21 protein-coding genes are annotated in these 24,452 nt (G+C 70.9%); 11 read left to right on the forward strand and 10 right to left on the reverse strand.

The window, feature by feature from the left end; genetic code table 11:
* On the forward strand, nucleotides 1-301 hold a 301-nt coding region (locus HNQ01_RS05555; protein ID WP_217427418.1), incomplete at its 5' end, for a calcium-binding protein.
* Between the two features lie 79 nt (nucleotides 302-380).
* Here the strand turns inward: HNQ01_RS05555 and HNQ01_RS05560 are convergent.
* From HNQ01_RS05560 to puuE, 4 genes are all read right to left on the reverse strand, one after another.
* The gene (locus HNQ01_RS05560; protein ID WP_173804386.1) at nucleotides 381-2,564 is read right to left on the reverse strand and encodes a hypothetical protein; all 2,184 of its coding nucleotides are present in this window, start codon (nucleotides 2,562-2,564) and stop codon (nucleotides 381-383) included.
* 144 nt (nucleotides 2,565-2,708) lie between these two features.
* Nucleotides 2,709-3,965, reverse strand: a complete 1,257-nt coding sequence (locus HNQ01_RS05565) for a M20 family metallopeptidase (protein WP_173804387.1) — start codon at nucleotides 3,963-3,965, stop codon at nucleotides 2,709-2,711.
* Nucleotides 3,962-5,752, reverse strand: a complete 1,791-nt coding sequence (gene uraD / locus HNQ01_RS05570) for a 2-oxo-4-hydroxy-4-carboxy-5-ureidoimidazoline decarboxylase (RefSeq protein ID WP_173804388.1) — start codon at nucleotides 5,750-5,752, stop codon at nucleotides 3,962-3,964. Before uraD ends, HNQ01_RS05565 begins: the two co-directional genes overlap by 4 nt.
* A gap of 5 nt (nucleotides 5,753-5,757) precedes the next feature.
* Complete coding sequence (gene puuE, locus HNQ01_RS05575) at nucleotides 5,758-6,714, reverse strand: allantoinase PuuE (RefSeq protein WP_173804389.1); 957 nt, start codon at nucleotides 6,712-6,714, stop codon at nucleotides 5,758-5,760.
* Nucleotides 6,715-6,828: 114 nt separating this feature from the next.
* On the opposite strand from puuE, the gene uraH reads away from it, so the two are divergent.
* The 9 genes from uraH to HNQ01_RS05620 all read left to right on the forward strand — a co-directional run bounded on the left by uraH (nucleotide 6,829) and on the right by HNQ01_RS05620 (nucleotide 15,024).
* Nucleotides 6,829-7,185, forward strand: a complete 357-nt coding sequence (gene uraH / locus HNQ01_RS05580; RefSeq protein WP_173804390.1) for a hydroxyisourate hydrolase — start codon at nucleotides 6,829-6,831, stop codon at nucleotides 7,183-7,185.
* Nucleotides 7,186-7,188: 3 nt separating this feature from the next.
* Nucleotides 7,189-8,406: a urate hydroxylase PuuD gene (locus HNQ01_RS05585; protein WP_173804391.1), complete on the forward strand. Its 1,218-nt coding sequence runs from the start codon at nucleotides 7,189-7,191 to the stop codon at nucleotides 8,404-8,406.
* Nucleotides 8,407-8,412: 6 nt separating this feature from the next.
* Complete coding sequence (locus HNQ01_RS05590) at nucleotides 8,413-9,255, forward strand: J domain-containing protein (protein WP_173804392.1); 843 nt, start codon at nucleotides 8,413-8,415, stop codon at nucleotides 9,253-9,255.
* Nucleotides 9,256-9,307: 52 nt separating this feature from the next.
* Nucleotides 9,308-10,585: a glycerate kinase type-2 family protein gene (locus HNQ01_RS05595; protein ID WP_173804393.1), complete on the forward strand. Its 1,278-nt coding sequence runs from the start codon at nucleotides 9,308-9,310 to the stop codon at nucleotides 10,583-10,585.
* 163 nt (nucleotides 10,586-10,748) lie between these two features.
* Nucleotides 10,749-11,402, forward strand: a complete 654-nt coding sequence (locus HNQ01_RS05600) for a hypothetical protein (RefSeq protein ID WP_173804394.1) — start codon at nucleotides 10,749-10,751, stop codon at nucleotides 11,400-11,402.
* 101 nt (nucleotides 11,403-11,503) lie between these two features.
* Nucleotides 11,504-12,592 carry a carbonic anhydrase gene (locus HNQ01_RS05605; protein ID WP_286180503.1) on the forward strand — a complete coding sequence of 363 codons (1,089 nt, stop codon included), beginning with the start codon at nucleotides 11,504-11,506 and terminating at the stop codon, nucleotides 12,590-12,592.
* Nucleotides 12,593-12,686: 94 nt separating this feature from the next.
* Nucleotides 12,687-13,364, forward strand: a complete 678-nt coding sequence (locus HNQ01_RS05610; protein ID WP_173804395.1) for a riboflavin synthase subunit alpha — start codon at nucleotides 12,687-12,689, stop codon at nucleotides 13,362-13,364.
* Entirely contained in the window at nucleotides 13,361-13,936 is a 576-nt protein-coding gene (locus HNQ01_RS05615) for a DUF1415 domain-containing protein (RefSeq protein WP_286180504.1), read from the forward strand. The genes HNQ01_RS05610 and HNQ01_RS05615 overlap by 4 nt, the downstream gene beginning before the upstream one ends.
* Nucleotides 13,937-14,361: 425 nt before the next feature.
* Nucleotides 14,362-15,024 (forward strand): septal ring lytic transglycosylase RlpA family protein, encoded by a 663-nt coding sequence (locus HNQ01_RS05620; RefSeq protein ID WP_286180505.1) that lies wholly within the window; start codon nucleotides 14,362-14,364, stop codon nucleotides 15,022-15,024.
* A 25-nt stretch (nucleotides 15,025-15,049) separates the two neighbouring features.
* Here HNQ01_RS05620 and HNQ01_RS05625 read toward each other — a convergent pair whose 3' ends face one another.
* The 6 genes from HNQ01_RS05625 to HNQ01_RS05650 form a co-directional block, all read right to left on the reverse strand.
* Nucleotides 15,050-16,003 (reverse strand): hydroxymethylglutaryl-CoA lyase, encoded by a 954-nt coding sequence (locus tag HNQ01_RS05625; protein WP_286180506.1) that lies wholly within the window; start codon nucleotides 16,001-16,003, stop codon nucleotides 15,050-15,052.
* Nucleotides 16,004-16,011: 8 nt separating this feature from the next.
* The gene (locus HNQ01_RS05630) at nucleotides 16,012-18,030 is read right to left on the reverse strand and encodes an acetyl/propionyl/methylcrotonyl-CoA carboxylase subunit alpha (RefSeq protein WP_173804397.1); all 2,019 of its coding nucleotides are present in this window, start codon (nucleotides 18,028-18,030) and stop codon (nucleotides 16,012-16,014) included.
* 3 nt (nucleotides 18,031-18,033) lie between these two features.
* A complete protein-coding gene (locus HNQ01_RS05635) occupies nucleotides 18,034-18,861 on the reverse strand; it encodes an enoyl-CoA hydratase/isomerase family protein (protein WP_173804398.1) in 828 nt (275 codons plus the stop codon).
* A 13-nt stretch (nucleotides 18,862-18,874) separates the two neighbouring features.
* Nucleotides 18,875-20,482 (reverse strand): carboxyl transferase domain-containing protein, encoded by a 1,608-nt coding sequence (locus tag HNQ01_RS05640; protein ID WP_173804399.1) that lies wholly within the window; start codon nucleotides 20,480-20,482, stop codon nucleotides 18,875-18,877.
* Nucleotides 20,483-20,492: 10 nt separating this feature from the next.
* Nucleotides 20,493-21,665, reverse strand: a complete 1,173-nt coding sequence (locus HNQ01_RS05645) for an isovaleryl-CoA dehydrogenase (protein ID WP_173804400.1) — start codon at nucleotides 21,663-21,665, stop codon at nucleotides 20,493-20,495.
* 83 nt (nucleotides 21,666-21,748) lie between these two features.
* A complete protein-coding gene (locus HNQ01_RS05650) occupies nucleotides 21,749-23,443 on the reverse strand; it encodes an AMP-binding protein (protein WP_173804401.1) in 1,695 nt (564 codons plus the stop codon).
* A gap of 185 nt (nucleotides 23,444-23,628) precedes the next feature.
* Here HNQ01_RS05650 and HNQ01_RS05655 point away from each other — a divergent pair, with 185 nt between their 5' ends.
* A complete protein-coding gene (locus HNQ01_RS05655; RefSeq protein WP_173804402.1) occupies nucleotides 23,629-24,363 on the forward strand; it encodes a TetR/AcrR family transcriptional regulator in 735 nt (244 codons plus the stop codon).
* Nucleotides 24,364-24,452 lie beyond the last annotated feature (89 nt).

The following is a 24,452-nucleotide window of genomic DNA, read 5'->3' on the forward strand; positions in this document are numbered from 1 at the left end:
CCTGCTCGCCTTCTCCTCGGGCATCGCCACCGAGCAGCTCTGGTTCCGCCACCTCGGCAACGACCTGGAGGTCTCCATCATCGGCACCAGCGACAAGGCCACCGTCAAGGACTGGTACCTCGGCGCCCAGCACCAGATCGAGCAGATGCGCACCAGCGACGGCCAGACCCTGCTCGCCGCCGATGTCGACGCCCTGGTCAACGCCATGGCCGCCTTCTCCGCTCCGGCCTCCGGGCAGACCTCCCTGCCCCAGAACCTGCTGACCGCACTCGCCCCGGTCATCGCCGCCGCCTGGAACTGAACGGACCCTGGTCCGGCCCGCACAAGCGAAAGGGCCGGCCCCCACGAGGGGGCCGGCCCTTCTTTCGTCCGGATTCAGATCACTTCACGACCAGGTCCCGCACCCAGATCGCGTTGTTCAGCGGGCGAATGCGCACCACGCTCAGGCCGGACGGCAGCGTCGCCTTCAGCGAGACGCTGGCCTGCGGCTGGCCGCTGGTGCTGGCCACCAGCTTCCAGATGCCGACCGACTGGCCGTTGACCAGCAGCTCCATCTGGCCGCCGGACGGCGCGTCGATGGTGTTGATCGAGAAGCTGTAGGTGCCGCCCAGGTCGCTGCGGATCGGGATCAGCGCCGACTCGGCGAAGGCCTTGCCGCGCGTGCCGATGTTGAAGCGGATCGCCTGGCCGCCATAGGACCAGGCGCCGCCGCCGTAGGTGCGGATCGACGCGGCCGGATCCTGCAGCCAGACGGTGCCGGGCACCGCCGTGCCGAGCGTGACCGGGCCGCGCTCGCCGACGCGCAGCGTGTCGATGGCGCTCAGCTTGGGCGAGCTGGTGCTCGACACCACGCCCGGCGTCAGGTCGTTGACGAAGTCCCACGGCGGCGAGCTGCTGTAGACGTAGTAGTTCAGCATCTGGCCGCCGTTGGCCTCGTAGACGCGGTGCGCGGCGATCATGCGCTCGGTCATGCGCGGATCGGCGTTGTAGAGGGCCGCGAGCTGCGGCGGCGCGACGCCCGCGCCGGTCGGCGTGCCGCCCGGGCCGGGCCCGCCCTCGTAGGCGACCGACTTCAGGCCGTAGCCGCGCGACCAGATCGCGTCGGTGGCGGTGTCGCGGCCGAACTGCGCGCTCGGCAGGCCGGCGAAATAGGCGCTCATCGTCGCCTCGTTGGTGTCGGTCGGCGGGGTGTCCGAATCGTAGTAGGCCGCGCCGCCGCCGCCCCACCACAGGTCGCTGATCGCGCGGGCGGTGCGGTTGATCGGCGGCGTCGTGCGCACCTGGCCGTAGAAGCCGTCGGCCCAGCGCAGCGCCTCGCTGAAGAACACGTTGGCATCGCCGACCTGGCTGGCCAGCACCGGGCGCACCGTCGTCATCATCGCGCTGTCGCCGAAGACGCGCCGGAACGTCAGGCTGATCGCGGCGGAGCGGAAGGCGATCCAGCGGCGCAGCGCCAGATAGGGATCGCTGGCCAGCGAGCCGTCATAGGCGATCGGATGGGTGGTGTCGCCCGCCACCGCGCGCGCCAGGTCGAGCGCCCAGCCGAAGCCCCAGAAGCCGGGACCGCTGTTCCACAGCTCGTTGCCGTACTCGACATAGACCCGCAGTCCGGGCGCCAGCGGCGGATGCACCGGGCTGGCCTGCGCGCTGGTATAGGGATTGACGCCGTCGGAGCCATAGCGCAGCAGCTGCGCCAGCTTCTGCAGATAGTCGTCGTTGGCCTTGACCGGCACGTTGATCCACAGGTCGCGTCCGGTCGCGTTGGCCAGCGCCACCAGCAGCTCCCAGGGCTGGCCGGTCGATCCGACCATGCCGATGTGGCGCATCGTCGTGCGGTCGGACCACTTCACGCTCGGATTGCTGTTGGCCGCGACGAAGTCCATGCCACGGATGACATGGAACTTCTGCATCGCGGCGACGAACTCGCTGGTGAACTGCACCGAGCCGTCGGTCGGGTAGCCCGGGCGCCACAGATGCACCTCGGTCACCCCCGTGTCCAGGGCCGCGCCGGCGCTGCGCCGTGTGCCGGAGAAGGCCAGCCAGGCGTTGTCGCGGATGATGGTCGGGATGACCAGCTCGGCCGTCGTCAGGTTGGTGGCGCTGTCGTATTTCTGGTTGCGGATGTAGGGCCGGTCGCCCGAGCCGTCCTCGGGAATGCCGGCCGCGCCGACCTCGGCCTGACCGCGGAAGCTCAGCGCGTAGGTGCCCGCGGCCATGCGCAGCGACGAGAAGATCATCAGGAAGTCGCTGGTCGGCGCCCCGTTGACGTCGACGCTGGCATCGCCCCAGCTGTTGGAGCGGAACTGGCTGTGGCGCACCACGTCGGCCATCGCGTGCGAGCCGTCGTAGTAGCTGAGCTGGTTGATGCCGATGCCGAGATAGGGCTGGAGGCTGCCGACGTCGCGGATGGCGCGCTGCGCCTGGGCCGACGGCGTGGCGGCCGCCAGCGTGGCCGACGTCGCGTCGCTGCCTTCGCCGCCGCCGCAGGCGGCGAGCCCCAGGCCCAGCAGGGCGGCGCCGCCCCACAGGACGGGCCGGATGGAATCGGAAATGCGCGGGAACATGGTCTGATCTCCGGGGATCGGTGTTGTGGATTCGTGGATTCGCCCCCTCACCTTAGTGCCCGCCCCCCACCGCTGGCTTGCGCAGCCTCGGCCAGAAATGAAAAAGGCCCTTGCGGGCCTCATTCCTTCACGGTACGCCCGGCGTCAGCCGAGCATCTCGAGCAGCGTGCGCGCCACGACCTTCGTCGCACGGCGCAGATCGTCGAGCACCAGATGCTCGTCGGCGCGCTTGGCGTTGGACTCGCGCACGGTGCGAGGGCCGGCGCCGTAGATCACCGCCGGGATGCCCTGCGCGCAGTACAGCCGCACGTCGGTGTAGAGCGGCGTGCCCGACACGGGGATGGCCTCGCCGAAGACCTCGGCGCCGTGGCGGCAGATCGCCTCGACCAGCGGCCGGTTGCCCGGCAGCGGCTTGAGCGACTCGGCCAGCAGCAGCCGGCGGATGTCGACGCTCACGCCCGGCCGGCTGGCCGCGGCCTCGGTGATGAGGCGGCGGATCGCGGCCTCGACCTGCACCGGGTCCTCCTCGGGAATCATCCGGCGGTCGATCTTCATCACCACCTTGCCCGGCACGACGTTGGTGTTGGTGCCGCCCTGGATCCAGCCGACGTTGATGTAGGGGTGGTCGATGCCCGGCACCTGCGAGCGGATCTCGGCGCGGTAGCGCGCGTTCTCGGCGTAGAGCGCGTTCATGATCGCCACCGCGCCCTGCAGCGCGTCGACGCCGCTGTCGGGAATCGCGGCGTGCGCCATCACGCCGTGCACCGTCACCTCCAGCTGCAGGCAGCCGTTGTGCGCGGTGATGACCTCGTGGCCGAAGCCGGCGGCGATCAGGTAGTCGGGCTTCGTCAGGCCCTGCTTCAGCAGCCAGCCGGGGCCCAGCTCGCCGCCGAACTCCTCGTCGTAGGTGAAATGCAGCTCGATGCCGCCCTTCAGGGCCACGCCCGCGGAGCGCAGTGCCTCCACCGCACGGGTGGCGAAGGTGAAGGTGGCGAAGTCGCTCTTGCTGACCGCGGCGGCGCGGCCGTAGAGCCGGCCGTCGACGATCTCGCCGCCGTAGGGGTCGTGCGTCCAGCCCTCGCCGGGCGGCACCACGTCGCCGTGGGCGTTGAGCGCGATGACCGGGCCGCCCGCGTCATAGGCGCGGCGCACGATCAGGTTGGTGATCGACTCCAGCCCGTAGTCGCGCACCGCCTGCGCCGGCACGGCGTGCTTTTCCGCGTCGAAGCCGAAGCCGGCGAGCAGCTCGGCGGTGCGCTCGGCGTGCGGCGCGTTGTTGCCGGGCGGCGTGTCGGTCGGCACCTGCACCAGCTTCTGCAGGAAGGCGACCTCCTCGTCGAAATGGGCGTCGATCCAGGCGTCGAGCCGGGCAAAAAACTCAGGGGAACGGTCGGGGGTCATGCGCGGGATTCCAGGGATTCGGTGGCGAGCTGCTCGAGCAGATGGGCGAAGGCGCACACCGACAGCTCGATGTCCTCGTTCGTGCTCGCTTCGAGCGGGTTGTGGCTGATGCCGGCGTTCAGGCCGCGCACGAAGAGCATGGCCTGCGGCATCACCTCGTGCAGCTTCATCGCGTCGTGGCCGGCGCCGCTGGGCAGGCGGTGCACCGGCAGGCCCAGGGCCGCCACCGCCCGCTCCCAGCGCGCCTGCCAAGCCGCGTCGCTCGGCGCGGCCGCGGCGCGCATCGTCTCGTCGAGCGTCGCCGTCACGCCGCGCCGCTGGCAGATCGCCGCCAGCTCGGTGCGCACGTCGTGCAGGCAGGCGTCGCGCGCCGCGTCGGTGGTGGCACGGAGGTCGAGGCTGAAGCGGCAGCGGCCGGGCACGACATTGATCGAGCCGGCCGGCACCTCCACGATGCCCACCGTGCCGACCACGTCCGGCACGGCCGCCGCGCGCCGCTCGACGAACAGCGCCAGCTCGGCCACCGCCAGCGCCGCGTCGCGGCGGCGCCCCATCGGCGTGGTGCCGGCGTGGCTGGCCAGGCCGGTGACCTCGCCCAGGAAGCGCACGCTGCCGTTGATCGAGGTGACCACGCCCAGCGGCAGATCCAGCTCGGCCAGCACCGGCCCCTGCTCGATGTGCACCTCGACGAAGCCGAGGTAGTTCGCCGGGTCGCGCGCCAGCGCAGGGATGTCGTCGGGGCACAGCCCGGCGTGCTGCATCGCCGCGCGCATCGTCACGCCGTCGGCATCCAGCTGGTCCAGCCAGGCCGGGTCGAACTGCCCGACCAGCGCGCTCGAGCCCAGGAAGGTCGCCTTGTAGCGCTGGCCTTCCTCTTCCGCGAAGCCGACCACCTCGATGCCGAAGGGCAGCCGGCGGCCGGCGCGGTGCAGCTCGGCCACCGCCGCCATCGGCACCAGGATGCCCAGGCGGCCGTCGTACTTGCCGCCGTTGCGCACCGTGTCGAAGTGGCTGCCGGTGAGCAGGCGCGGCGCCGTGCGATCCTGCCCGTGATAGACGCCGACGACGTTGCCGACCGCGTCGATCCTCACCTCGTCGAAGCCGCAGTCCTGGCGCATCCACTGCGCCAGCTGCCGCGCGCAGGCGCGGTGCGCATCGGTGAGGTAGGTCACGGTCAGCTCGCCGCGCTCGGCGAAGCCGGGGTCGCTGTGCTGCGCGAGCTGCTCGGACCAGTCCCAGACCCGGTTGCCCCGCTCGGGCGAGACGCCGAACTTGTCGTTCAGGCGGATCTCGGCGATGCGGTGGATGTTGCGCAGGCACTCCTCGCGCTCGACGTCGACCGGGTGGCCCAGCCGGCGCGCGAAGGTGGCGATGATCTCGTGCCGCCCCAGGCCCTGCCCGCGCGGCCCGCGCACCGCCAGGATGAAGGGGAAGCCGAACTTCGCGTTGTAGTCGGCGTTGAGCTGCTGCAGCCGCGCGAACTCCTCGGGCGTGCAGTCGGTCAGGCCCGCACGGCCCTGCTCGTTCGTCGACTCGGCGGTGAGCGCCTTGGCCACCATCGCCTTGCCGGCCAGCTCCGGGTGGGCGCGGATCAGGCCGAGCTGCTCGTCGAGCGAGGCCCCGCGCACCACCGCGATCAGCGCCTGGCGCAGCTGCGCCAGCGTGGCGAAGGGCCGGCCGGGCGCGGCCCGCTCGGCGATCCACGGCGAATGCTCGTAGGTGCCGTCCAGCAGCGCCACGAACTCGGCGGGCGGAGCGGCATTGATCTGGTCGATCGTCAACGGCATGGCGCTCATTCCCAGACGAAGGCGGTGTCGGCGTCGAAGGGATGCACCTGCCGCCAGTGGCGGGCGATGTCGATGCGGCGACAGACCCAGACACGCTCATGCGCCTGCACATGGTCCAGGAAGCGCTGCAGCGCGCGCATGCGCCCGGGGCGGCCGAGCAGCCGGCAGTGCATGCCGATCGACATCATCGACGGGCGCTCGTCGCCCTCGGCATAGTGCACGTCGAAGGCATCCTTCAGGTACTGGAAGAACTCGTCGCCGTGGCTGTAGCCCTGCGGCAGCGCGAAGCGCATGTCGTTGCAGTCCAGCGTGTAGGGCACGACCAGGTGGGGCGCAAGCTGGCCGTCGGTCTTCCTCACCTGCAGCCAGAACGGCAGGTCGTCGCCGTAGTAGTCGCTGTCGTAGGCGAAGCCGCCGAAGTCGGCCACCAGGCGGCGGGTGTTGGGGCTGTCGCGGCCGGTGTACCAGCCGGCGGCGCGCTCGCCGGTCAGCCGCTCGATGATGTCCATCGCCTCGGCCAGGTGGGCGCGCTCGGTGGCCTCGTCGACGTTCTGGTAGTGGATCCACTTCAGCCCGTGGCAGGCGATCTCGTGGCCCAGCTCGCGGAAGGCGGCCGTCACCTCGGGCGCACGCTCGAGCGCCGTCGACACGCCGAAGATGGTCAGCGGCAGGCCGCGGCGCTCGAACTCGCGCAGGATGCGCCAGACGCCCACGCGGCTGCCGTACTCGTAGATGCCCTCCATCGAGAGATGCCGCGCCGGGTAGCTGGCCGGGTTGAACATCTCGGAGAGGAACTGCTCGCTGCCGGCGTCGCCGTGCAGCACCGAGTTCTCGCCGCCCTCCTCGAAGTTCAGCACGAACTGCACGGCCACCCGCGCCTGCCCCGGCCACTGCGCCTGGGGCGGATTGCGGCCGTGGCCTCTCAGGTCGCGGGGATAGCGGACAGGCTGCGGATCGGTCATGGCATCGGCTCGCGGCAAGGAGAGAAGATTGACGTGCATCTCGAAGTGTATACACTTTCCCTCATCCTGCAATTCCCGCGCAGCCCCCTCCCCCTCGACGACGAAAGGACCTCCATGGGACGCCTCAGCACCCATGTGCTCGACACGATGCACGGCGGCCCGGCGGCCGGCATGACGGTGCGCCTCGAACGCCTCGGCGATCAGGGCACCGAGCTGGTGCATTCGATCGTGCTCAACGACGACGGCCGCAACCCGGACGGCCCGCTGCTGGGCCCCGGCCCGCTGCCGACCGGCCGCTACCGGCTGACCTTCTCGGTCGCCAGCTATTTCCGTGCCCGCGGCGTGGCGCTGCCCGAGCCGGCCTTCCTCAACGAGGTGCCGATCGAGTTCGGCATCGCCGAGCCCGAGGGCCACTACCACGTCCCGCTGCTGGTCAGCCCCTGGGCCTACTCGACCTACCGGGGCTCCTGAGCGATGGACACCGCCTACCTCTTCGACTGGCTCAACCTGCTGCTGCGCTGGGCCCATGTCATCACGGCGGTCGCCTGGATCGGCGCGTCGTTCTATTTCGTGATGCTGGACAACAGCCTCTCGCCGCCCACCCATGACGACCTGAAGAAGAAGGGCGTCGACGGCGAGATGTGGGCGGTGCACGGCGGCGGCTTCTACCATTCCAACAAGTACATGGTGGCGCCGCGCTGGCTGCCGCTGCCCGAGAACCTGCACTGGTCGTACTGGGAGAGCTACTCGACCTGGCTGACCGGCTTCGGCCTGTTCACCGCGCTCTACCTGTTCAACGCCGGCACCTTCCTGGTCGACCGGACGGTGTTCGACTGGACGCCGGGCATGGCCATCTCCGCCGCGCTGGGCTTCCTGGCGGCGTTCTGGCTGATCTACGACGGCATCTGCCGCACGCTCGGCCAGAGGAAGAACGGCGACCTCGTCGTCGGCGCCTGCGTCTTCGTCTTCGTGGTGTTCGCGTCGTGGCTGGCCTGCCAGCTCTTCGCGGGGCGCGCGGCCTTCCTGCTGGTCGGCGCGATGCTGGCCACCTCGATGAGCGCCAACGTCTTCTTCTGGATCATTCCGGGCCAGCGCAAGGTGGTGGCCTCGCTGCGCGCCGGCCAGACGCCCGACCCGGTCCACGGCCGGCGAGGCAAGCAGCGCAGCGTGCACAACACCTACTTCACGCTGCCGGTGCTGGTCGCGATGATCTCCAACCACTACGGCTGGCTCTACCAGGGCCCGCACAACTGGCTGGTGCTGGTGCTGCTGATGCTGGCCGGCGCGCTGATCCGCCACAGCTTCGTCGCGCGCCACAAGGCGCATGTGCTGGGCCGGCGCACGCCCTGGGAGCACGCGGTGGCCGGCACGCTGGTGCTGCTGGGCCTGGCGATCTGGCTGGCGCCGCCGCCGCCCAGCGCCGCCGCGCAGGCCGCCGCGGCCCGGCCGGTGAGCTTCGCCGAGGTCAAGGCGATCATCGACCAGCGCTGCGTGATGTGCCACAACGCGCAGCTGCAGAACAAGGGCATCGCGCTGCACACCCCTGAGCTGATCCGCCAGAACGCCCAGGCGCTGCACCAGCAGGCCGTCGTGCTGAAACTCATGCCGATGAACAACGCCACGCAGATCACCGAGGCCGAGCGCGCGCTGCTGGGGCGCTGGTTCGAGGCGGGCGCGCCCACGGCGCCATGAACCGCCGTGCCTGACCACTACCAGGTCCTGGGTCTGGCGCGCCACGCCGAGGCCGTCGTCGTCAAGGCGGCCTACCGGGCGCTGGTGTCGCTCTACCACCCGGACCGCAACCCGGCCCCGGACGCGATCGAGCGGATCCAGCGCATCAACATCGCCCACGATGTGCTCTCGGATCCGGCCCGCCGGCTCGCCTACGACGCCACGCTGGCCGACACACCGCCCCCGCCCCCGCCCGAGGCGGACGCGGACACGGACGCGGACGCCGGCCCCGACACGATCGCCGAACGCTGGCAGATCGCCGCGGGCTTCTTCCCGGAGATCGACCGGCACCGTGCCCGGCTGGAACGGCTGTCGGCGCACCTGGCCGACGAGTTCCAGCTGCACCTGCTCCAGCGCCGGCAGTACGCCGACGCGGCAGCGATCGCCGATCGTCTGCGCGTCGAGTTTCTCGGACGCCACTTCGGCACCGACGAAGCCGTGCTCGCCTACGCGGAGCAGCTGCTGCTGGCGCGGGAGGTCGATGCGGTGCGCTTCGTCAGCCAGATCGTCTCGGTGCTCGGACGCAGCGTCGATGCCGACAGCGTGCGCGAGAAGGTCTCGCAGCGCTTTCCCCGCACCGTCGACAGCCTGCGCAAGCGCGCCCTGTACGCCCGCATCGCGCACCAGGGCGACGGCCCGCCCGACCGGCAGGCCCTCCACGAACTGGTGAGCCTGTGCGGCGGCGTCGTGCAGCGACCGCTGCTGCGCGCCGGCGGCACGCTGCTGCTCGGCATGCACGATCTGAAGTTCGAGGACGACGAGGAGCTGCGCCAGTTCGTCGTGCGTCGTCTGGCCGCCGAATTCGGTTGAAGACGATGTCCAATGCCAGCCTCGTCCCCGCCACCGAATGCCCCGAGACGCCATGATCTTCCCCGACCCCGCCGCGCTGCTGCGCCAGCTCTTCGATGCCGCCGTGGCCAGCGCGCAGCCCGCGCTGTGCGTGCCGCCGCACCTGCCCGATCCGGCCCGCGTGCGCGGCCGGCTGATCGTCATCGGTGCCGGCAAGGCCTCGGCGGCGATGGCGCAGGCGGTGGAAAACCACTGGCCGGGGCCGCTGGCCGGGCTGGTCGTCACCCGCCACGGCTACGGCGCCCCCTGCGAGCGCATCGAGATCGTCGAGGCTGCGCACCCGGTTCCCGATGCCGCCGGTCTGGCCGCGGCGCAGCGGCTGCTCGCGCTGCCCGAGACGCTCGCCATCACCGCCGACGACCTGGTGCTGTGCCTGATCTCGGGCGGCGGCTCGGCGCTGCTGCCGCTGCCGGCGGGCGCGCTCACGCTGGAGGACAAGCAGGCGATCAACCGCGCGCTGCTGGCGTCGGGTGCGACCATCTCGGAGATGAACACCGTGCGCCGGCACCTGTCGGCGATCAAGGGCGGGCGGCTGGCCGCGGCCTTCCATCCGGCGCGCATGCTCACGCTGCTGCTGTCGGACGTGCCCGGCGACGATCCCGTAGACATCGCCTCCGGCCCGACGGTGGCCGATCCGAGCACCTGCGCCGACGCGCTCGAGATCGTCGCCCGCCACCGCATCGCGCTGCCCGAGGCGGCGCGGCGGCTGCTCGAGTCCGGCGCGGGCGAATCGGTCAAGCCGGGCGACCCGCGCCTGGCGGCCAACGAGGTGCGCATGATCGCCGCGCCACAGATGGCGCTGGAGGCCGCCGCCCGCGTGGCCGAGGCCGCCGGCCTGCCGGCCCACCTCCTCGGCGACGCGATCGAGGGCGAGGCGCGCGAGGTCGGCCGGGTGCTGGCCGGGCTGGCGCGGCAGGTCGCCGGGCGAGGTCAGCCCTTCCCGGCGCCGTGCGTGCTGCTGTCGGGCGGCGAGACCACGGTGACGGTGCGCGGCCAGGGCCGCGGCGGGCGCAATGTGGAATGCCTGCTCGGCTTCGGCGTGGCGCTGGGCGAGCACCCGCGCATCCACGCGCTGATGGCCGACACCGACGGCGTCGACGGCCGCGAGGAGATCGCCGGCGCGCTGTGGACGCCGGGCACGATCGCCCGCGCCGCGGCCGCCGGCCTGAAGCCCCGCGCGCACCTCGACGACAACGACGGCCACGGCTTCTTCCAGGCGCTCGGCCAGTCGCTCGTCACCGGCCCGACGCGCACGAACGTGAACGATTTCCGGGCGATTCTGGTGATCTGAGCGGCGCCACCCCCGCTTGACGCATCGAACATGACTTTGGTCATGTCGTTACCCGCTCGCCACATCCCGATCTGAAAATAAATCTACTCTCCCGGCAGGGCCTCGTGCCTCGCCAAGGTCGCAGGCTGTCACGCGGCCGGCATGTCTTTTTCGGGAGAGTCAGATGAACCGTCCACCCTTCGCACGCCAGGCCCTTGCGCTGGCACTGGCCGCCACCACCCTGGGCGCCGCAGCCCAGACCACGCCCGCGGCCCAGCTCGAGAAGTCGCAGGTGCTCGCCGGCGGCAATGTCGTCACCGCCTACCGCGTGCCGGTGGTCAGCAGCACCGGCGCGGTCAAGTACTACGACATGTCCTTCGTGCTGGCCGTCAGCACCGCCGGCGTGCCGAGCTTCTCGAAGTTCACCACGGCGGTTTCGCCGACCACGCAGGGCACCACGTTCATCGCCGGAAAGTACAAGACACCAGAAGGTCGCATCTGTCAGGTCACGACCGCGGTGCTGAGCGGTGGCCGCCAGCAGCTCAACATCAGCTGCAACAACCCGACCACCAGCAATGACGCGTTGACCATGAGTCTGGCGACAGGACTGATTGCAGGTCATCCCTACCAGACCGACCTGACCGCCGCGAAGATCGGCGACATCACCGGCTACGCCCAGTACGCCTGGGGCAAGGCGCTCTTTGCACAATGGTGGAACTGGGCGTGCCTGGGCACCGGTCACATCGTCAGCGCCGTTCAGGCCGGCAACCAGATCGCCATCAGCGCCTACGAGCGGGGCAACACGCAAATCTGCGGTTCGATCATGACGCTGCAGTGAGCAATCCGCGGCCGGCCGCGCCGGATCGGGTCAAGTCGCGGCCTGAAAGTGCCGAAATCGACAGTCATGCCGATTGAACGCCCTTGCGCCGGAGACCCGAGATGACCCGACCGAACCGCACGATGAACCGCCCGATTCCCGGCCTGCTGCTGGGTGCCCTGCTGATGATCGGCACGGGCGCTCAGGCCGGCGACGACCATGCCGCACCGGCGCACGAGCCGCCGGCCAAGGCGGCGGCCAAGGCGGCGGCCAAGGCGGCCGCTGCCGCCGAAAGCAAGGAGGCGCCGGCCCCGGCGGCGGCCGCGCCGGCCCGCGTCGGCGACGAGGAGCTGCGCCGACGCCTGGAGGAGCGCATCGCCGCGGTGCGCGCCGCGCAGAAGGAGGAGGCGCCGCGGCCGCGCCCCCGCCCGCGCCCCGCGGTCGCCCATGCCGCGCCGGCCACGCCGATCACCGAGCATGTCGTCGCCGCGGCCGATCCGCATGCGCCGGCGGGCGGAGCCGCGCCGGCCCCGCATGCCGCGCACTGGTCCTATGCCGGCGATGGCGGCCCGGCCGAATGGGGCAAGCTCAAGCCCGAGTTCTCGAGCTGCTCGATCGGCAAGCGCCAGAGCCCGATCGACATCCGCGGCGGCGTCAAGGTCGATCTCGAGCCGATCCGCTTCGACTACCGGCCCACCGGCTTCAACGTCGTCGACAACGGCCACACCGTGCAGGCCAACCTCGGCGGCGGCAACTCGATCGAGGTCGCCGGCCGCCGCTACGAGCTGGTGCAGTTCCACTTCCACCGCCCGTCGGAGGAGCGCATCAACGGCCGCCAGTACGAGATGGTCGCCCACCTGGTGCACAAGGATCCGGAGGGCCGCCTGGCGGTGGTGGCGGTGCTGATGGACCAGGGCAAGCAGCATCCGATGGTCCAGCTGGTCTGGAACAGCCTGCCGCTGGAGAAGAAGGAAGAGACGATGTCGCCGGTGCCGATCGACATGAACCTGATGCTGCCGGAGGACCGCCGCTACTACACCTACATGGGCTCGCTGACCACGCCGCCGTGCAGCGAGGGCGTGCTGTGGCTGGTGCTCAAGCAGCCGGCGCAGATGTCGCCCGACCAGATCGCCGTGTTCGCCAAGCTCTATCCGATGAACGCGCGCCCGATCCAGCAGGTCAGCGGCCGCATGATCAAGGAATCGAACTGAGCGTGTCCATCGCGCCGGCTTGACCCGGTCGGACCCGCGACGGTGCCGAGGCTGATAGGCTCGGCACCGTTGTTCGTTTCCAGAGACCGCACCCATGTTCACCGGCATCGTCCAGGCCGTCGCCACCGTGGCGGCCCTCTCCGACCGCCCCGGCCTGCGCAGCTTCACGCTGCAGTTCCCGCCCGGCTTTCTCGCCGGCCAGGAGATCGGCGCCAGCGTCGCCTGCGACGGCACCTGCCTGACCGTCGTCCGGCACCATGACGGCGACCGCGCCGACTTCGACGTGATGCAGCAGAGCCTGGCGCTCACGACGCTGGGCACGCTGCAGGTCGGCAGCCGCCTCAACGTCGAGCGCGCCGCGCGCGACGGCGTCGAGATCGGCGGCCACCCGCTCTCCGGCCACATCGACTTCCAGGCCACGCTGGTCGAGGTGCGCCACCCCGAGAACAACCATGTGCTGCGCATCCAGGTGCCGCCGCAGTGGATGCGCTACGTCTTCCCGAAGGGCTACATCGCCATCAACGGCGCCAGCCTGACGATCGCCGAGGTCGACCGCGCGGCCGGCTGCTTCGAGGTCTGGCTGATCCCGGAGACGCTGCGCCAGACCACCTTCGGCGACAAGCGGCCCGGCGATGCGCTCAACATCGAGATCGAGCGCCAGACCCAGGTGATGGTCGACACCGTGCGCGCGGCGGTCGACGAGCGGCTCGGCGGCCTGCTGCCGGCGCTGAAGGAGCTGCTGCGCGAGCGCGGCGTGGAGATCGACGCATGAACACCCCGATGAACGACACCCCGAAGACCGTCCCGTCCGACGCGCAGGCCGTCGCCGACACCGTCGAGTGGCTGGAGAAGGCCGTCATCGGCCTGAACCTGTGCCCCTTCGCCAAGGCGGTGCATGTCAAGCAGCAGATCCGCTACCAGGTCAGCCACGCCACCGACGCCGAGGGCCTGCTGCAGGAGCTGGTGAGCGAGCTCGAGCTGCTGGCCGAGACCTCGCCCGAGAAGATCGAGACGACGCTGCTGATCCATCCGCAGGCCCTGACCGACTTCATGGACTTCAACGACTTTCTCGAGGTCGCCGACGCAGCGGTGGAGGCGCTGCAGCTCGACGGCATCCTGCAGGTCGCCAGCTTCCACCCCGACTACCAGTTCGACGAGACGCACGCCGACGACATCGAGAACTTCAGCAACCGCTCGCCCTGGCCGACGCTGCACCTGATCCGCGAGGCCAGCATCGACGCGGCGGTCGAGGCCTTCCCCGACGCCGCCGACATCTACGAGCGCAACATCGAGACGCTGCAGCGGCTCGGTCACGCGGGATGGAAAAGGCTGTTCACGACCTGATACCATACGGTTCCACGCAGATCGGGGGGTCTGCCGGTGAAAGAATCTTCAGGCGGACGTGCCCTGTTCTTTCATTTGTGACACGAATGCAGGCCCTGCAGCAGGCTTTCTTGCCTTGATCTGGGTCGGTCAACGGGCCCTTCACCGGGCTTCATGCATCAGATTCAAGGCGATGATGTGAATTGTCGACAGAATTGGCGGCAATCCTCGCTATGCTCGGGCTTGTCGGCAACCGATGCAAAGCGGTACCGCAGGCTCCGTCGATGAGCCACCCGCCACCCCCGATCGCGGCCACATCTGAAAAATCATGACACGACGGCGGTGGGGTGGCCCGATTCACAGCAGTTGGCATGCTCGCTAGACTGCGCCCACTTTTCGATCACCCGATCGGAAGCCCACGCAACTCAGGCAAGGAGACCCCCCAGATGAATGCACGGACTGTCCGCTCTGTCGCTCTTCGCACCACCTTCTGCACGCTGCTGCTCGCAGGTGCAGGCATGACGATGGCGGCCCAGGAAACGGCTGCGAGCGATGAAGGGGATCGTCCTGCGCTGCTGTCGGTCTCCGCGCTGGCCAGCACGACCAGCGCCGCGGTCAGCGCGGTGGCCGAGGCGGCCTCCGCACCGGTCAGCGCCGCCGTCAGCGCGGTGAGCGCCGTCACCAGCGCGATCACCGAACCGGTGCAGCGCATCCGCAATGCCGCGGCCACGACCACCGCGCTGGTGACCGGCCAGCCGCACCAGACCGGCAACGCGTCCTACTACGCCGACAAGTTCCACGGCCGCAAGACCGCCAGCGGCGAGAACTTCGACAACACCGAGCTGACGATGGCGCACCGCACGCTGCCGCTGGGCACGCTGGTGAAGGTGACCAACCTGGCCAACAACACCAGCGTGGTGGTGCGCGTCAACGATCGCGGCCCCTACTCCAGCGGCCGCGTGGCCGACCTGTCGCGTGCCGCGGCCGAGAAGCTCAACATGATCCGCCAGGGCTTTGCGCAGGTCGCGCTGCACATCCTGCCGCCGAGCGCGACGAACGCCGCCGACAAGGACGAGCGCGGCGCGGCCAAGCTGCCGACGATCCGCTGAACGCGTCGCGCCCGCCGGCGCGATCTCAAGCTGCGCAGCGCGCCCGCAGCGCCCGTCCGGCGCGCGAGCCGTTCGGCCGGCCCAGCTCGGCGCAGATCCATTCGCCGCAGGCGGCCAGCGCCTCCAGGTCCACGCCGGTGGACTCGCCCAGGCCGTGCAGCAGCCAGACCAGGTCCTCGGTCGCCACGTTGCCGGTGGCGCCCTTCGCGTAGGGGCAACCGCCCAGGCCGGCCACCGAGCTGTCGAACACCCGCACGCCCTGGCGCCAGGCCTCGGCCACGTTGGCCACGCCCATGCCCCAGGTGTCGTGGAAATGGCCGGCCAGACGCGCCACCGGCACCTGTTCGCCCACCGTGCCGATCAGGCGCTGCACGCCCGCCGGCGTGCCGATGCCGATGGTGTCGCCCAGCGAGACCTCGAAGCAGCCCATCTGCAGCAGCTCGCGCGCGATCGCGGCCACCGCCTCGGGCGCGACCTCGCCCTGGTAGGGGCAGCCGAGCACGCAGGAGATGTAGCCGCGCACCCGCACGCCGGCGGTCTGCGCCGCCGCCAGGATCGGCTCGAAGCGCGCGATCGACTCGGCCACCGTGCAGTTGATGTTCTTCTGCGAGAAGGCCTCGGAGGCGGCGGCGAAGACCGCGACCTCGCGGGCGCCGGCCGCCAGCGCCGCCTCGAAGCCCTTGAGGTTGGGCGTCAGCACGGGGTAGTTCACGCCGGGAAACTCGGCCGCCGACGGCAGACCGGCCATCACCTCGGCATGGTCGGCCATCTGCGGCACCCACTTCGGCGAGACGAAGGCGGTGGCCTCGATGTCCTTCAGGCCGGCGGCGGCCAGGCGGCGGATCAGCGCGAGCTTGGTCGCGGTCGCAATGGCCTGGCGCTCGTTCTGCAGGCCGTCGCGCGGGCCGACCTCGACCAGGCGCACCGTCGGGGCCGCGGGAGATGCAGGGGGCGCAGGAGGGCGGGAAGACATGCTCATGGCGCCCATCATGCCGCAGCGCCCGTGCCCGCGGCCTCGGCCGCCTCCGCGGCGAAGTCCACCAGCTCGGCGCCGTCGCTCACCTGATCGCCGACGGCGAAGCGGAAGGCCTGCAGCCGGCCGCGTGCCGGCGCGGTCAGCGTGTGCTCCATCTTCATCGCCTCCATCACCAGCAGCGGCGTGCCGGCCTCGACCACCGTGCCCGGCGTGGCCAGCAGCGCGATGACCTTGCCCGGCATCGGCGCCTTCAGGCCGCCGCCGTGCTCGTCGCCGCGCCCGCCGGCCTGCAGCCGCGCCACCCGCACCACCGGCCAGGTGCGGCCGTCGAGAAAGACCTGGCGGCGCTCGGCGCTGACCACCACCGCCGCCTGCACCCGGCGCTCGCCCAGCCGCGCGGCCAGCGTGCCGTCGGGGCCGAGCCGGCCGCTGGCCTGCAGCCGCGTGTCGCCGATCGACAGCCACCAGCCGCCGGCCGCATCGGGCTGCGCGCCGACCGTCAGCGCCTGCTCGCCGCAGCGCAGCGCGAGACGGCGCTCGGGCGCGAGGTTGAGCCGCCAGCCGTCGGCCACGCTCCACGGCGAGGCGGCGTCGCCGGCCGCGGCCTCGGCCGCCTCGCGCTGCAGCTCGGCCAGCGCCGCCAGCGCCCAGACCTCGTCGGGCACCGGCTGCGGCGCCGGGAACAGCAGCGCCTGCTCGCGCTCGATCAGCGCGGTGTCGAGATCGGCCTGCGCGAAGGCGGGCGTGGCCACCAGGCGCTGCAGGAACTCGACATTGCTGGTCACGCCGGCGATGCGGTACTGCGCCAGGGCCGCGCGCAGGCGCGCCAGCGCCCGCGGGCGGTCGCGGTCGTGCACGATCAGCTTGGCGATCATCGGGTCGTAGTGCGGGGTGATCTCGTCGCCCTGCTCCACCCCGGTGTCGACGCGCACATGCGGGCCCTCCAACGGCGGCGCCAGGTGCAGCAGCCGCCCGGTCGAGGGCAGGAAGCCCTTGTCCGCGTCCTCGGCGTAGATGCGCGCCTCGATCGCGTGGCCGTCGATGGCCAGCGCCTCCTGCGTCAGCGGCAGCGGCTCGCCGGCGGCCACCCGCAGCTGCCACTCGACCAGATCGAGGCCGGTGATCATCTCGGTGACCGGGTGCTCGACCTGCAGCCGGGTGTTCATCTCCATGAAGTAGAAGGCGCCGTCGGGCTGGACGATGAACTCCACCGTGCCGGCGCCGACATAGCCGACCGCCCGCGCGGCATCGACCGCCGCGCGGCCCATCGCGGCCCGGCGCTCCGGCGTCATGCCGGGCGCGGGTGCCTCTTCCAGCACCTTCTGGTGGCGGCGCTGCACCGAGCAGTCGCGCTCGAAGAGAAACACGCAGCCGCCCAGGGTGTCGCCGAAGACCTGGATCTCGATGTGGCGCGGGCGCAGCACATACTTCTCGACCAGCACATGCGGGTCGCCGAAGGCGTTCAGCGCCTCGCGCTGGCAGGAGGCCAGCGCGGCGGCGAAGTCCTCCGGCCGGTCGACCCGGCGCATGCCCTTGCCGCCGCCGCCGGCGCTGGCCTTGATCAGCACCGGATAGCCGATCTCGGCGGCGCGCTCGGCCAGGAAGTCCGGTTCCTGGCGATCGCCGTGGTAGCCGGGCGTCAGCGGCACGCCGGCCTCGGCCATCAGCGCCTTGGCGGCCGACTTGCTGCCCATCGCGCGGATCGCACCGGCCGGCGGGCCGATGAAGACCACGCCGGCGGCGGCGCAGGCCTCGGCGAAGTCCTCGTTCTCGGACAGGAAGCCGTAGCCGGGGTGGATCGCCTGCGCGCCGGTGGCGCGGGCCGCCTCCAGGATGCGGTCGCCGCGCAGATAGCTCTCGCGCGCGGCGGCCGCACCGATGCAGACCGCCTCGTCGGCCAGCCGCACATGGCGCGCGTTCGCGTCGGCCTCGGAATGCACCGCCACCGTGGCGATGCCCAGGCGCCGCGCGGTGCGGATGACCCGGCAGGCGATCTCGCCGCGGTTGGCGATCAGGATCTTCGTGAACATGGCTCAGGCTCCGGAATCGGGGGATGAGGGCAGCGTCCAGGCCGCCGGCCGCTTGTCCAGGAAGGCGGCCAGCCCTTCGCGGGCCTCGTCGGTGGCGCGCAGCGTGGCGATGCGCCGCGCGGTGTCCTCGACCAGCGCGTCGGTGATCGGCCGGTTGGCGACGGCGCGGATCAGGTCGGTCGCCGCGGCCTGCGCCTGCGGGCCGCCGGTCAGCAGCGCCTCGATCAGCGCGTCGACCTGGGTGTCGAGCCCGTCGTCGGTCGTCACCTCATGCACCAGCCCCAGCTCGCGGGCCCGCGCGGCCGGGATGCGCTCGGCGGTCTGGAAATAGCGGTAGGCCTGGCGCTCGCCGATCGCGCGGATCACATAGGGGCTGATCGCCGACGGAATGATGCCGAAGCGCACCTCGGAGGTCGCGAACACCGCCCGCTCGGCGGCGATGCAGAGGTCGCAGGCGGCCGCCAGCCCCATGCCGCCGCCGAGCGCGGCGCCCTGCACCCGGGCGAGCGTCGGCGTCACGCAGGTCGACAGCGTGCGGAACAGCCCGGCGAGCCGGCGCGCGTCGGCGAGGTTGTCCTCGACCGAGGCCTCCCCCTGGCGGCGCATCCAGTTCAGGTCGGCGCCGGCCGAGAAGCTGCGGCCCTCGCCGGCCAGCACGATGGCGCGCACCGCCGGGTCGGCGTCGAGCTGGAGCAGCGTGTCGGTCAGCTCGGCGATCAGCGTCTCGTCGAAGGCGTTGTGCACCGCAGGCCGGGCCATCCAGATCCAGGCCGCCGGGCCGCGGCGCTCGATGCGCAGCGTCGCCAGGGACGTCGTCGTGGAGATCGTCATCGGTCAGCCCCCCTCACATGCGGAACACGCCGAACTTCGTCGGCGCCACCGGCGCGTTCAGCGCCGCCGACAGCGACAGCGCCAGCACCCGGCGGGTCTGCGCCGGATCGACCAGCCCGTCGTCCCAGAGCCGCGCGGTGGCGTAGTACGGGTGGCCCTGGGCCTCGTACTGCGCACGGATCGGCGCCTTGAACGCCGCCTCGTCGTCGGCCGACCAGGCGCCGCCCCGGGCCTCGATGCCGTCACGCCGCACGGTGGCCAGCACGCTGGCGGCCTGCTCGCCGCCCATCACGCTGATGCGCGAGTTCGGCCACATCCACAGGAAGCGCGGGCTGTAGGCTCGACCGCACATGCCGTAGTTGCCGGCGCCGAAGCTGCCGCCGATCAGCATCGTCACCTTGGGCACCTGCGCGGTCGCCACCGCCGTCACCATCTTGGCGCCGTCCTTGGCGATGCCGCCGCTCTCGTATTTCTGGCCGACCATGAAGCCGGTGATGTTCTGCAGGAAGACGAGCGGAATGCCGCGCTGCGCGCACAGCTCGATGAAGTGCGCGCCCTTCTGCGCCGATTCGCCGAACAGGATGCCGTTGTTGGCGATCAGGCCCACCGGCATGCCGTGCAGATGCGCGAAGCCGGTCACCAGCGTCGCGCCGTAGCGGGCCTTGAACTCGTCGAAGCGCGAGCCGTCGACGACACGCGCGATCACCTCGCGCACGTCCCAGGGCTTGCGGGTGTCCAGCGGCACGATGCCGTGGATCTCCTCGGGATCGTAGAGCGGCGCCTCCACGGCAGCGAGCCTGAGCGGGTCGGGCTTCCTGCGGTTCAGGTTCGCGACGATGCGCCGGCACAGAAACAGCGCATGGCTGTCGTTCTCGGCCAGGTGGTCGGCCACGCCCGAGAGGCGGGTGTGCACGTCGCCGCCGCCCAGGTCCTCGGCCGAGACCACCTCGCCGGTGGCGGCCTTCACCAGCGGCGGGCCGCCCAGGAAGATGGTGCCCTGCTCGCGCACGATGATGGTCTCGTCGCTCATCGCCGGCACGTAGGCGCCGCCCGCGGTGCACGAGCCCATCACCACCGCGATCTGCGGAATGCCCATCGACGACATCGTCGCCTGGTTGTAGAAGATGCGGCCGAAGTGGTCGCGGTCCGGGAAGACCTCGTCCTGCAGCGGCAGGAAGGCGCCGCCGGAGTCGACCAGGTAGATGCACGGCAGGTGGTTCTGCAGCGCGATCTCCTGCGCGCGCAGGTGCTTCTTGACCGTCACGGGATAGTAGGTGCCGCCCTTGACGGTCGCGTCGTTGGCGACGATCAGGCACTCCACGCCCTCGACCCGGCCGACGCCGGCGATCATGCCGGCCGAGGGCGCCTCGTCGCCGTACATCCCGAAGGCGGCCATCTGGCCGATCTCCAGGAAGGGCGTGCCCGGGTCGAGCAGGTGGTCGATGCGCTCGCGCGGCAGCAGCTTGCCGCGGGCCACGTGCTTCGCGCGCGCGGCCTCGCCGCCGCCCAGCGCCACCTGCGCCGCCTTCGCGCGCAGGTCCTCGACCAGCGCGCGCATCTGCGCCGCATTGGCCCGGAAGTCTTCCGAGCGCGGATTGATCTTGCTCTGCAGCACCTGCATGGCGGCGTCCTCAGCAGGTCTCGCTGAACAGCTCGCGGCCGATCAGCATGCGACGGATCTCGGAGGTGCCGGCGCCGATCTCGTAGAGCTTGGCGTCGCGCCAGAGGCGGCCGGTCGGGTATTCGTTGGTGTAGCCGACGCCGCCGAGGGCCTGGATCGCCTCGCCGGCCATCCAGGTCGCCTTCTCGGCGGTGTAGAGGATCACGCCGGCGGCGTCCTTGCGCAGGGTGCGGCTGTGGTCGCCGCGGTCGCAGGCCTGCGCCACCGCGTAGCCGTAGGCGCGGCAGGCCTGGAAGGTCGAGTACATGTCGGCCAGCTTGCCCTGCATCAGCTGGAACTCGCCGATGCTCTGGCCGAACTGCTTGCGCTCGTGCACGAAGGGCACGACCACGTCCAGGCACGCCGCCATGATCCCGAGCGGCCCGCCCGACAGCACGATGCGCTCGTAGTCCAGGCCCGACATCAGCACCTTGGCGCCGTTGCCCTCGCCGCCGAGCACGTTCTCTTCCGGCACCTCGCAGTTGTCGAAGAACAGCGGCCAGGTGTTGGAGCCGCGCATGCCGAGCTTGTCGAGATGGTGGCCGTGGCTGAAGCCCTTGAAGCCCTTCTCGATGATGAAGGCGGTCATGCCGCGCGCGCCCATCTCCGGCTCGGTCTTGGCGTAGACCACCAGCGTGTCGGCGTCGCCGCCGTTGGTGATCCACATCTTCGAGCCGTTCAGGACATAGCGATCGCCCTTCTTCTCGGCGCGCAGCTTCATGCTGACCACATCCGAGCCGGCGCCGGGCTCGCTCATCGCCAACGCGCCGATGTGCTCGCCGCTGATGAGGCGGGGCAGGTATTTCTGCTTCTGCGCTTCGGTGCCGTTGCGCTTGATCTGGTTGATGCAGAGGTTGGAATGCGCGCCGTAGCTCAGGCCCACCGAGGCGCTGGCGCGGCTGATCTCCTCCATCGCCACCATGTGCGCCACATAGCCCAGGTTGGTGCCGCCGTACTCCTCGGGCACCGTCAGGCCGTTGACGCCGAGGTCGCCGAGCTGTCTCCACAGGGCGTGCGGGAAGAGGTTGTCGCGGTCGATGTCGGCCGCGCGCGGCGCGATCTCGGCCTGCGCGAAGTCGCGCACCGCCTCGCGCAGCGCGGCGATGTCGTCGCCGAGGGGGAACTGGAAGGTGGATTCGAACATGGGGGGCCTCTGGCGTGGATCCCCGCCTGCGCGGGGATGACGGAAAACGGGGGAAAAACGGGGGAAAAGGCGGCTCGGACCGCTCAGGCGGTCCGGTCCTCGTCGCGCGCCAGCTCCTCGGCCATCGCGCGGCGCATCATGAATTTCTGCACCTTGCCGGTGATCGTCATCGGCATCTCGGTGACGAAGCGGATGTGGCGCGGGATCTTGTAGTGGGCGATCTGGTCGCGGCAGAAGGCCTGGATCTCCTCGGCGGTCGCTGTCTCGCCGGGGCGCAGCATGATCCAGGCACAGACCTCCTCGCCATATTTCGGGTCGGGCACGCCGAAGACCTGCACCGACTGCACCTTCGGGTGGCGGAACAGGAATTCCTCGATCTCGCGCGGGTAGATGTTCTCGCCGCCGCGGATCAGCATGTCCTTCACCCGGCCGACGATGTTGCAGTAGCCCTCGGCATCGATCGTGGCCAGGTCGCCGGTGCGCATCCAGCCACCTTCGACGATGGCCTCGCGAGTCTTGGCCTCGTCGCCCCAGTAGCCCTGCATCACCAGATAGCCGCGGGTCCACAGCTCGCCCGGCGTGCCGACCGGCACGGTGCGGCCGTCGGCGTCGACCACCCGGGCCTCGACATGCGGCTGCACCCGGCCGACCGTGGTGACGCGGCGCTCCAGCGGGTCATCAAAGCTGCTCTGGAAGGAGACCGGGCTGGTCTCGGTCATGCCGTAGGCGATGGTGATCTCGCGCAGGTTCATGCGCGCGACCACCTTGCGCATCGTCTCGATCGGGCACGGCGAGCCGGCCATGATGCCGGTGCGCAGGCGCGAGAGGTCGAAGCGCTCGAACTCGGGGTGGTCCAGCTCGGCGATGAACATCGTCGGCACGCCGTGCAGCGCGGTGCAGCGCTCATCCGACACCGCCGCCAGCGTGGCGCCGGCATCGAAGACCTCGCCCGGGAACACCATCGCCGCGCCGCTGGCCACGCAGGCCAGCACCGCCAGCACCATGCCGAAGCAGTGGTACAGCGGCACCGGAATGCACAGCCGGTCGGCCTCGCTGAAGCGCATCGCCGCCGCCACCGCGATCGCGTTGTTGACGATGTTGTGGTGCGTCAGCGTCGCGCCCTTGGGGTGGCCGGTGGTGCCGCTGGTGAACTGGATGTTGATCGGGTCATGGCAGCCCAGGCCGGCCGAGATCGCGTCGAGCGCGGCCCGGTCGACCTCGTCCGCGGGCACGAGCACGTCGGCGTAGCGGCGCATGCCCGGCGTCTCGCCCTCGCCGAGCCGGATCACGCATTGCAGCGCCGGCAGCCGCGGCGCGACCTCGGCCAGCATCGCCAGGTAGTCGGCTCCGCGCAGCCGCTCGGCGGCGATCACCGCACGGCAGCCGGCCAGCCGCAGCGCGTATTCCAGCTCCGCCAGCCGGTAGGCCGGGTTGATGTTGACCAGGATGAGGCCCAGCCGCGCGGTGGCGAACTGCGTGACCAGCCACTCGGCCCGGTTGGGCGACCAGATGCCGACGCGGTCGCCGGCCACCAGGCCCAGCCGGCGCAGGCCGTCGGCGAGCCGGTCGATCTCGAGCGCGAACTGCGCCCAGCTCCAGCGCAGGCCCTGCTCGCGCAGCACCACCGCGTCGCGCTGCGGCCAGCGCGCGACGGTGGCCGCCAGCAGCGCCGGCAAGGTCAGCGCGGACAGCGGCCGGGAACACTCGCCCTGCACATGGGACAGGCCGTCGACCGGGACGATGCCGAAAGAACCGGACGAATCAGACGAACCAGACATGAGGCGCCACTCCTTGCTGAGCCTTGCCGATATTTATTGAGCTCCACTCATTTTCATTCTGCACCATGTTGTTTCCTTTGCACCGAGGGTGAACCCGGGTTGCAGTCTGCGTCATGGCATCAAGAATTGAGCAAGGCTCATCTTTCAGGACCTGCCGACCCTTCCGCTGCCGGACAATGCCGCCCATGAGCACCCGCACCGCCCTCCCCCCCGACGACGCCGGCGGCCCGGCCCGGTCGCCGCAGCGCCGCAGCCCGGCCAGCGCCAAGTCCGAGCAGCGCATCCGCGACCTGCTGCGCGTCGGCCGCGAGGTCTTCGCCGAGAAGGGCTACGAGCGCGCCACCACCACCGAGATCGCGCAGCGCCTGGGCATCAGCGAGGCCACCGTCTTCACCTACTTCCGCGGCAAGCGCGAGCTGTGCGTGCGGGTCATCGAGGACTGGTACGACGAGATCGTCGCGGCGATGGAGGCCGGCCTGCCGCGCGAGGCCTCGGCGCGCGAGCAGCTCGACCATCTGGTGCGCACGCATCTGCGCCTGTTCCTGATCCAGGGCACCGGGCTGTGCGCGCTGGTGCTCTCCGAGGGCCGCTCCAAGGGCCAGGAGCTCGGCGAGAGCTTCCTGCCGCTGCAGAAGCGCTACACCGCGCCGCTGATGGAGCTGCTTGCGCGCGGCCAGGCGCGCGGCGAGATCCGCGCCGACATGCCGCTGCGGCTGCTGCGCTCGCTGGTGCTCGGCCCGATGGAGCACATCCTGTGGGAGGTGGTCGCACAGGACCGCCCGGTCGACCTCGACGCGGTCGCGCAGGATCTGGTCGAGATGCTGTGGACGGCGCTGCGGGCGCCCGAGACCGAGCTGGCGGCGCTGCGCCGGCTGCGCGACGAGATCGGCCAGGCGCTCGAGCGCAGCCGGCGGGCTTGATCCGGCGCTACGTGGAACCCACGACAGACAAGACGGATCGGCTTTCTAGACTGGTGGTAACCCTATCAAGGAAAACCCCAGAAGGCTCC

This window comes from Sphaerotilus uruguayifluvii (assembly GCF_013294065.1).
GTDB classification, from domain to species: domain Bacteria; phylum Pseudomonadota; class Gammaproteobacteria; order Burkholderiales; family Burkholderiaceae_C; genus Sphaerotilus; species Sphaerotilus uruguayifluvii.